Source organism: Pseudomonas sp. K5002, assembly GCF_013386655.1.
Lineage (GTDB): Bacteria > Pseudomonadota > Gammaproteobacteria > Pseudomonadales > Pseudomonadaceae > Aquipseudomonas.
In genome coordinates this window covers 1-3,607 of sequence record NZ_JACARK010000004.1, presented here as the reverse complement: position 1 = coordinate 3,607, position 3,607 = coordinate 1, and the positions used below count along the sequence as shown (strand labels likewise).

At 59.4% G+C, this 3,607-nt stretch carries 4 protein-coding genes and 2 pseudogenes; 2 read left to right on the top strand and 4 right to left on the bottom strand.

Annotated features, from left to right (window positions below):
• Nucleotides 1-105 (bottom strand): NAD(P)-binding domain-containing protein (locus HX846_RS00115; protein WP_178964773.1); only part of this gene is annotated, 105 nt, incomplete at its 3' end.
• A gap of 33 nt (nt 106-138) precedes the next feature.
• Nucleotides 139-824 (bottom strand): annotated as a pseudogene (locus HX846_RS00110) (YggS family pyridoxal phosphate-dependent enzyme).
• A 57-nt stretch (nt 825-881) separates the two neighbouring features.
• Between HX846_RS00110 and HX846_RS00105 the strand changes: the two are divergent.
• Nucleotides 882-1,916, top strand: a complete 1,035-nt coding sequence (locus HX846_RS00105; RefSeq protein WP_177009098.1) for a type IV pilus twitching motility protein PilT — start codon at nt 882-884, stop codon at nt 1,914-1,916.
• Between the two features lie 131 nt (nt 1,917-2,047).
• On the opposite strand, the gene HX846_RS00100 is transcribed toward HX846_RS00105, so the two are convergent.
• Nucleotides 2,048-2,683: a C40 family peptidase gene (locus tag HX846_RS00100; RefSeq protein ID WP_023659314.1), complete on the bottom strand. Its 636-nt coding sequence runs from the start codon at nt 2,681-2,683 to the stop codon at nt 2,048-2,050.
• Between the two features lie 250 nt (nt 2,684-2,933).
• On the opposite strand from HX846_RS00100, the gene HX846_RS00095 reads away from it, so the two are divergent.
• The gene (locus HX846_RS00095) at nt 2,934-3,362 is read left to right on the top strand and encodes a TM2 domain-containing protein (RefSeq protein WP_003213752.1); all 429 of its coding nucleotides are present in this window, start codon (nt 2,934-2,936) and stop codon (nt 3,360-3,362) included.
• A gap of 64 nt (nt 3,363-3,426) precedes the next feature.
• On the opposite strand, the pseudogene HX846_RS00090 reads toward HX846_RS00095, so the two are convergent.
• Nucleotides 3,427-3,607 (bottom strand): annotated as a pseudogene (locus HX846_RS00090) (dihydroorotase); the annotation flags it as partial.

Below are 3,607 nucleotides of genomic sequence, written 5' to 3'. Positions count from 1 at the left end.
GCTGGCGCGAATCTGTTGTGCTTCCAGGCCCTTGGCCCGCAGGCCGCCGATCAGGCTGGCCGCCATGTTGCCGGCGCCGATAAAGGCAATACGCGTGTTGCTCATGACAGGTCCTTACTCAGATGGAAGTCAGCCATTTCACGGCTGGCCATAGTCGCGGGCACCAAACAGGGCGGTACCGATCCGCACCCAGGTGGCCCCTTGGGCGATGGCCGACTCAAGGTCATGGCTCATGCCCATGGAAAGTGTGTCGAGCCCCAGGTCGAGGCTCGCTTGCAGGTCGCGCACGGTGGCGAAGGCTGCGTCTTGCTCTGCACGGTCGTCGGTCGGCTCGGGAATCGCCATAGGCCGCGCAGCTTCAGGCGCGGCAGGGCGCTGATGGCTTCGGCCAGGGCGGGCAGGTCGGCGGGTGTACAGCCGGACTTGCTGGCTTCGCCACTGACGTTGACCTGGATGCAGATATTCAGCGGCGGCAGGTCAGCCGGGCGTTGTTCGGACAGGCGTTGTGCGATTTTCAGGCGGTCCACGGAATGCACCCAGGCGAAATTCTCGGCGATCGCACGAGTCTTGTTCGATTGAATGGGGCCGATGAAGTGCCAACTCAAGGGCAGGTCGGTTAATTCGGCCTGTTTGCCCAGGGCTTCCTGCAGATAGTTCTCGCCAAAGTCACGCATCCCGGCGGCATAGGCTTCGCGCACGGCCTGTGCGGGTTTGGTCTTGCTCACGGCCAGCAGGTGCACGCTGCCTGCGTCGCGCTGCGCGGCCTCGGCGGCTGCCCGGATCCGCTCGGAAACCAGGCCGATGTTGTCTGCTATGGTCGACATTCAAGTTGCGCCCGTGGATATGGAGTCCGCGGCATTCTACTGGAAATGGAAAGCCCTATGGATATCACTGAACTGCTGGCCGCCGGCGTACGCCTGCGGGCCTCGGACCTGCATCTGTCGGCGGGGCTGGCGCCGATGCTGCGAGTGGATGGCGAGGTCTGGCCACTCGATTGGCCTGTACTTGCGCCGGTGCAAGTGGCGGCGTTGCTCAGCCCTTTGCTGAACAATCACCAGCAAAAGGATTTCGAAACATCTCTTGAAACGGATTTTGCCTTCGAGTTGCCCGAGGTGGCGCGGTTTCGGGTGAATGTGTTCCAGCAGCACCGGGGCATGGGCGCGGTGTTTCGTACCATCCCCTCAACCGTGCAGAGCCTGGAACACCTGGGATTGGGCGAGGTGTTCCGGCGCATCGCAGACTTGCCACGGGGGCTGGTACTGGTCACCGGGCCGACCGGTTCCGGCAAGTCCACGACCCTGGCGGCGATGATCGATTACCTCAACACCCATCGTCGCCAGCACATCCTCACCCTTGAAGACCCTATCGAATTTATCCACCACCCGAAAAATGCCCTGATCAACCAGCGACAGGTGCATCGCGATACCCACAGCTTCTCGGCGGCCCTGCGTTCGGCATTGCGGGAGGACCCGGATGTGATCCTGGTTGGCGAATTGCGAGACCTGGAAACCATTCGGCTCGCGCTGACGGCGGCGGAAACCGGGCACCTGGTGTTTGGCACGTTGCACACCACGTCGGCGGCTAAAACCGTGGACCGGGTGGTGGATGTGTTTCCGGCGGGGGAAAAGACCATGGTCCGCTCGATGCTCTCGGAGTCATTGCAGGCGGTGGTGTCCCAGGTGCTGGTGAAGAAGGTCGGCGGCGGGCGGGTGGCGGCTCACGAAATCATGCTCGGCACACCGGCGATTCGTAATTTGATCCGCGAGGACAAGGTGGCGCAGATGTATTCGGCGATTCAGACCGGCGGGGCGTTGGGGATGACGACGCTGGACATGAGTTTGAAGGCGTTGGTCAGCCAGGGGCTGATCAGCCGGGAACATGCCCGGGAGAAGGCGAGGGTGCCAGGGGATATTTAAGATCATGATCGTTCCCACGCTCCGCGTGGGAACGCAGCCCGTGACGCTCTGCGTCACAAGAGCGGACGCGGAGCGTCCAGTGAGGCATTCCCACGCAGAGCGTGGGAACGATCAAGCGTGGGAACGATCAATCAGCGCTGCACAATCCGCAGGTTGTTCTGCTCTTTAGGCAGGACACGCTTGGCAATCACGTAGTTCTTGTCCCAGAACGGCTTCTTCAGCGTATCGATGCTCACGGACTTGCCACGACGCGGTGCGTGGATGAAACGGTCGTTGCCCAGGTAGATGGCAACGTGGTTCACCTGGCGGCTCTTCAGTTTGAAGAACAGCAGGTCACCCGGTTTCAAATCCTTGCGCTCAACCTTCAGCCCGTGGCCGGCGGCCATGGCGTTGGAAGTGCGCGGCAAATCCACGGCTTTTACGTCGTTAAACGCATATTTCACCAAACCACTGCAGTCGAACCCTTTACTTGGGCTGCTGCCGCCCCAACGATAAGGAGTACCGAGCACGTTGACGGCACGGCTGAGGACGTTGCTGCTTTGCTTGGTGTTGACGGCCATCAGCCCTGGCGCTGCATTACCGTGGGCCTTGCTCAGTTGAGTCGGGCGCTTCACGGTCAGCTTTACCGATTTGGCGGAGCTGGTGGTGGCGTGAACTTTAGGGGTGAAACCGTTAACGTTGGGAAGTCGTTGCTCACGATTGGTGGCGTGGGCGGCCAGTGGCATTAATAGGCAAATGGTTAGCCATGTCTTGAAAAATGGTCGCATTAGGCGTGGCTCTTTTTGGTTTGCGCGCAACTTTATAACAGCTTTTTGTGTCGTGCTAAGGCCGTTTGTCGACTGAACCCTGGGGTCAAATTCAGGAAAACCGTGACGAATTGCCGCAATTGTCCTACACAAGTCAGGCGGTATAAGGCTTTGAGGGAAGCGAAGATACCATTTGCCGCATGTCGGGCGCCCGTAAAAAAGTCACAAAGAAACCAGAAATATTTATCTATCGAGGCTAAAGAGGTACTCCATGAACACCTATCGACAGGATGTTTCGCAACAAGACACCCACAGCAAGGTGATCGGCTACCTGCTTTGGATTTTCGGTTTTACCGGTGCTCACCGCTTTTATTACGGCAAGCCGGTGACCGGGACGATCTGGTTTTTCACCTTCGGTTTGTTCGGGATTGGCTGGTTGATCGACTTGTTCCTGATTCCGGCAATGGACCGCGAAGCGGACCTGCGATTTACCGCCGGGCCGATCGAGTACAACGTGGCCTGGATTCTGTTGGCGTTCCTGGGTGTGTTCGGTTTGCACCGCATGTATCAGGGCAAATGGATCAGCGGGATCATTTACCTGCTGACCGGGGGCTTGTTCCTGATCGGGGTGCTGTATGACTTCTGGACGCTGAATACGCAGATTTCGATCCGCAATGCCGAGCGCAACGGCGGCCGATAAGATGTGTGAAGATCCAAATGTGGGANNCCGCTCCCACATTTACTGTGCCCACTCCGGATTGGATTCAAGCCTGGTAGCTGATCCGCCCATCCACCAAGGTGTACCGCACAGTCGCCGGCAGGCTATGGCCGATGAATGGGCAGTTTTCACCCTTGGACAGCCAGTGTTCCCCGGCAATCGTGGAGCTGGCCGGATCAAACAGCACCAGGTCCGCCGCCGAGCCCACCGCCAGCTTGCCCGCCGGC